The 5,672-nt window shown below is 72.4% G+C and carries 3 protein-coding genes; all 3 read right to left on the bottom strand.

The window, feature by feature from the left end; translation table 11 throughout:
* Positions 1–390 precede the first annotated feature (390 nt).
* The 3 genes from ACWGIU_RS27630 to ACWGIU_RS27620 all read right to left on the bottom strand — a co-directional run bounded on the left by ACWGIU_RS27630 (position 391) and on the right by ACWGIU_RS27620 (position 5,589).
* Positions 391–2,001, bottom strand: coding sequence for an alpha/beta fold hydrolase (locus ACWGIU_RS27630; RefSeq protein WP_453710194.1), 1,611 nt, complete (start codon positions 1,999–2,001; stop codon positions 391–393).
* Between the two features lie 629 nt (positions 2,002–2,630).
* Positions 2,631–3,596, bottom strand: a complete 966-nt coding sequence (locus ACWGIU_RS27625) for an ABC transporter substrate-binding protein (protein WP_453710192.1) — start codon at positions 3,594–3,596, stop codon at positions 2,631–2,633.
* A gap of 1 nt (position 3,597) precedes the next feature.
* Entirely contained in the window at positions 3,598–5,589 is a 1,992-nt protein-coding gene (locus tag ACWGIU_RS27620; protein ID WP_453710196.1) for an ABC transporter permease subunit, read from the bottom strand.
* Positions 5,590–5,672 lie beyond the last annotated feature (83 nt).

Genomic DNA, 5,672 nt, shown 5'->3' with positions numbered 1-5,672 from the left:
GCCCTTCCCTGCGGAGATTTCTGCGCTCAGATGCCGTCACCGGCGACCTCCCGGAGACCGCCGCCGGTCAGCCCGGCACCCGCGGGCCGTCGTAGCGGACGACAAGGACCGACGCCTCGCCGGCGCACCAGCTTCTCCACCTCGGCGAGACCGGACTCCATCGGGTCATGCGGGCCCTCCATCACTTTCCGGTGAGCACCACGGGCAGGCCTGCCTCTGTCAGACGCCGGTGACTCACCGAGTACCGCGCACCTGGGACGAGATGCCGAGCGGCGGGCCGCCGCGGTCGATCGAGGCGCGCCCCAGGCCCGCTGGTACTGGATCCGCTCCAAGGCCTGATCGCGGGTGAACCAGCGGTGCACCAGAGGTGCACCAGCGGGCCGCGGGATCTCAGGAACCGATCTCGAACTCGGGCGCCTTGAGGGTGTTCAGGCATGCGGTCTTCGGCGCGGCCGGGTTGTCGAAGAACGAGACGGTGATCTCCTGGGCGCACTTCGAGGTGGCGAAGACGACGTGCGGCTCGTACGGGACCGTGACGACCTTGGCCTTGCTCAGCGTGCGGGCGACGTACGGTCCGTTGTCCGCCCCGGTCTGGGAGTCGAATCCGCCGGACAGGGCGAGGGTCGGGATGTCACCGCGCGTGACGTCGCGGATCGAGGGCGCCGCCGCGGGAACGTTCCAGGCGTCGCAGTCGGGACGGAGGAAGGTGAGCTGCGGAGCCTGGGCCTGGACCGAGCGGGGGAACGACGGGAAGGCTTCCTGTCCGCCCCGGAGGGCCTCCTCCCGGCTCTCGTACGGAGTCCACTCGCTGCAGAAGACGCCGTAGACGAGACCGTGCGCGACCCTTCCGATGGCCTGGGGGCTGAGCTTGCCGCCCGCCCACTGCCGGGCGATCCGCTGCGGCTTGCCGTGCGCCAGCTCGTCGAGCGCGGCGGGTACCTGGGGCGCCACGTGGGTGGCTGAGGTCATCCAGTTCACCAGGGCTCCGCCGTCCAGGACGACCTTGACCGGCTTGTCGCTGCCGGGGAGCGTGACGGTGGTGGTGACCGGCCGGGCTTCGAGTTCGCGGACGAGCCGGTCGAAGGTGGCCGACAGGTTCGGATAGCGCTTGTTGCACGCCGGCTGCTGCGCGCAGGCCTTGAACAGACCGTCGAAGCCCTGTCGGGCGCTGCTCCAGGTCGCCGCCGATCCGGCCTTGGAGGGCGGGAGTATGCCGTCGATGCCGACCGAGCGGAGGCCCTCGGGGTGCAGGCGCATGGAGACGAGCGCCAGGTGGGTGCCGTAGGAGATCCCGAACAGGTTCCACTGCTCGATGCCGAGGGCGTTGCGCAGGTCCTCGTAGTCGGCGGCGCTCTCGGTGTCGTTGTAGGCGCTGAGGTCGATCCCTCGGGCCGCCAGTCGGTCGCGACAGGCCTTCGTGGCCTCGACGTGGAGTCGTCCGGTGGACGGGGCGTCGTAGACGAGGCCGACGGAGCGTGCGTTGAACTCGTCGATGTTGGGACACAGGAGGTCCGGGTCGGCCGAGTACGTACCGCGCTGGGACATGAAGATCACGTCACGGTCGCGGTTCAGGCCGCCGTCGATCGCCATCTTCGCCTCTCCCACGGCGTCGTCTCCGGGGCCGCCCGCGAGCCACACGATGGGGTCGGGTGGGGGCTTGTCGGTCGCGGCGGGCACGATCGCGACTCCGAGTTCTGTCGTCCGACCGCTCGGTTCGGCACGGTTCTCGGGCACGGTGAGTGTTCCGCAGCGGGCCTTGTCGAGCACCTCGATCGGTTCCGGCGTCTTCGGGCAGGGGCCCGGTTCGAATCGGGCGTCGCCCACCGTCCGGGCGACCGTGCCGATCGGCGCATCGGGGCCGGGGCTGGTGTCGGTCCGGGACTGACCCTGAGCGGGGGCCGCGAGCAGGCCGGTGACGAGGAGACCGGTCACGAGCCCGGCCGACGCGGCCGGGAATCGTCGTGCGGTGCGGCGCCGAGGGGGCGCTGGGTGGAGTGCCATCTGCCCTCCTGGTCAATGCGGGATGATCCTGAACGGTTCGGGCTCAAGGCCGTCCACGCAGTGGGTGTCGGGCGCGGTCGGGCTCGGGAGGGAGGGACGAGGCCAGGACGCGTTGCGCGCAAGGCGACTGCGGGACACCCGGTGGCCGATTCCGGGGATCCGCACGGCGGACGACGGGACAGGTCGCGGGGCACGTCCGTTTGCCTCCGTCTGCCTCCGTCTGCCTCCGTCCGCCGAGCTCGCCCCCGTCTCGGCGTCGAACGTGCCGGGGACGGGGAGCGCCGGCACCGAGCTGACCGAGGGCACCCGCTGGACGGACGCGCGGTCCGGAACGTCCCGGGCCCGGCCCGCCGGGTAGCTGGAAGGGAAGGTGCGGCACCTGGGCCGGGACCGTGTCCGGTCCACCCGGGGAAGGCCCTGTGCCCCGCCTTCGGCACGGCGGATTCCGTGTATCCGACATCGCCTGCCGCCCCGCCGGGCCGGGCGGCAGCGGTTCGCACGGAACACTCGCTCTCGACGCTACCGGGTGGACCGTACGCGCGCACGCGGAGCGATCAGCGGCCCGCGGCTCGGGCCCGCCGCCCGGTGGGTGGGGCCTGGAGGGGGGTGGCACCCTCCAGGCCCACGCGTCAGGACGGGAGCCATTCCCGCCAGGTGGCCTCGTTCTGCTTCGCCCAACGGGCCGCCGCTTCCTGGGGCGACAGCTTCTCCTCGGCGATCATCAGGGCGACGTCGTTCTGCATCTCGGTCGTCCACCGGAACTTCTTCAGGAAGGCCGCGGCGTCACCTCCGCCGGCCGCGAAGCGGGCGTTGAGGAACTTCTGCAGCGGCGTGTGCGGGTACGCGCAGGCCACCTTCTGCGGGTCGGCGTCGCAGCCCTCCTCGTAGGCGGGCAGCTTCACCTCCGTCATGGGGACCCTCTCGAACAGCCACTGGGGCTTGTACCAGTAGCTCAGGAACGGCTTCTTCTCCTTGGCGAACTGCTTGATCTGCGTGATCTGCGCCGCCTCGGAGCCCGCGAACACGACCTGGTAGTCGAGGTCCAGGTTCTTCACGAGGGCCTTGTCGTTCGTCACGTAGGACGGGGAGCCGTCCAGCAACTGGCCCTTGCCGCCGCTCTCCGCGGTACGGAACTCGGCGGCGTACTTGTTCAGGTTCTTCCAGTCGGTGACGTCCGGGTGCTGCTCGGCGAAGTACGTCGGCACGTACCAGCCGATGTGGCCGGTCACCCCGAGGTCGCCACCCCGCTCGATCGTCGCCTTGTCGTCGATGTACCGCTTCTCCTGCTCCGGGTGGCCCCAGTCCTCCAGGATGGCGTCCACCCGGCCCTGGCTGAGCGCGTCCCAGGCGGGTACCTCGTCGATCTGGACGGTGTCCACCCGGTAGCCGAGCTCGTGCTCCAGCAGGTACTGGACCACGGCGACGTTGGCCTGCGCGCCCACCCACGACTGCACGGACAGCGTCACCGTGCGGGAGCCCTTCGCGTCGGCGTACGGGGAGGCCTGGCGTGTCATGTCGGCGGCGCCGCAGCCGGTGAGGGCCGCCAGGGCGACGGCGAGGCCGGCCGCGAGTGCGGCGGAACGTGTGCGAGCCATGTCAGGCCCCCTTTCCGGTGAGGTCGCGGCGCCCGGTCGGCTGGGTGACGCGGTCGAGCATCAGGCCGAGGCAGACGATCGCCGCGCCGGCGACCAGACCGGTCGCCAGGTCGCCCTGGGCGAGGCCGAAGACCGCGTCGTAGCCGAGCGCGCCGCCGCCCACGAGGCCGCCGATGACGACCACGGCGAGGACCAGCACCACGCCCTGGTTGACGGCCAGCAGCAGCGCGGGCCGGGCCAGCGGCAGCTGGACCTGCAGCAGTTGCTGGCGACCGGTCGCGCCCATCGAGCGCGCGGACTCCAGCGCCGCCGGATCCACCGCGCGTACGCCCTGGGCCGTGATGCGCACCACCGCGGGCAGCGCGTAGACCACGGCGGCCGCGGCGGCCGGGGCGCGGCCCACTCCGAACAGAGCGACGACGGGGATCAGGTAGACGAACTGCGGCATCGTCTGGAAGACGTCGAGCACCGGACGCAGCGCGCGCCCCAGGCGGGTGCTGCGAGCCGCGGCGACGCCGAGGGCGAAGCCGAGCAGCAGGGTCACGGCAACGGCGGCCAGGACCTGGGACAGCGTGTCGAGCGCCGGGTCCCAGACGCCGAGGACGCCGATCGCGGCCATCGCGAGAACGGCGGTCGCGGCGGTGCGCCAGGTGCCGATGAGCAGGGCGAGGACGCCGACGGTCAGCAGGACCGCCCACCAGGGCAGCCACTGCAGGGCATCGCGCAGCGGGTTCAGGACCCACGTGGTGAAGTGCCCCGCCCAGTCCGCGGTGCCGCCGACGAGGGGCACGCCGGAGTAGAGGTGGGCGGTCATCCAGTCGACCGCCCGGTTGACGGGCCCGGCGATGTCCAGGGTCCACCCGTCGGGCCAGGAGAGCGCGTCGACGAGGCGGCCGCCGACGACGACCGCGGCGGTCAGCAGGGCGGCGACGTTCCGGACGAGCGCGCTCCGGGGGGCCGCGGGGGCGCCGATGCGCTCGCCGGCCGCAGCGGTGACCCGGTCCAGGACGATGGCGAGCAACACGATCGGTACGCCGGCGGCGAGCGCGGCGCCGACGTCGACGGAGGCCAGTGCCTGGTAGACGCGGTCGCCGAGACCGCCCGCGCCGATGACGGACGCGATCACGGCCATGCCGAGCGCCATCATGATCGACTGGTTGACGCCGAGCAGCAGTTCCTTGCGGGCCAGCGGCAGCCGGGCGGTCAGCAGGCGCTGCCAGCCGGTGGCGCCGAGGGAGGTGGCGGCCTCCACGACCCCGGCGTCCGCGTCGCGCAGCCCGAGCGCGGTCAGGCGGGCCATGGGCGGAGCCGCGTAGACCACGGTCGCGAGGACGGCCGCGGGCACGCCGATGCCGAAGACCAGGACGACGGGCAGGAGGTACGCGAAGGCCGGCAGCACCTGCATGGTGTCCAGCACGGGCCGCAGGATCCGGTGCATACGGTCCGACAGCCCGGCGGCAATCCCGAGGAGAGCCCCGAGCAGCACGGACGCGGCGACGGCGACCACCATCAGGGCGAGCGTCTGCATGGTGGGCACCCACATGCCGAGCAGTCCGCACACGGCGAAGGCGGCGACGGAGGTCAGCGCGAGCCGGACGCCCGCGACGCGCCACGCCAGCAGAGCGGCGACGGCGGTGACGCCGGCCCAGCCGAGAGCGAGCAGCACCAGGTACACGGCGCGGACGGACACGACGACGACGTTGCTGACGTGTCCGAGGAAGTAGAGGAAGAGCGGGTGGCCGTCGCGGTTGTCGATGATCCAGTCGCTGGTGCGTTCGAGCGGTCCCGACAGGTCGACGGAGAGCGAAGCCGGCCAGTTCCCGGCGCCGAGGAGTACCCATCCGAGGACGAGTGCGACGGCCGCGCAGGCGACGATCAGCAGGCCGCGGTGGCGCGTGAGCGTGCGCAGCACACCGAATCCGGCGTCGGTGGGGGGCGTGGGGGCGGTCGTGGTCGTGGAGCCCGGCGGAGCGGGGGTGACGGTGGTGGTCATCGGCCGCACCGCCCGGCGTGGGTCGCCGCCGTGGTGGGGCCGGTCGTGCCGCACGGCGGCGGCCAGGTCGTATGGTCGTACAT

The organism is Streptomyces sp. NPDC054840, assembly GCF_053611065.1.
The sequence above is the reverse complement of the archived record's forward strand: the minus strand, read 5'-3'. Positions and strand labels throughout refer to the sequence as shown.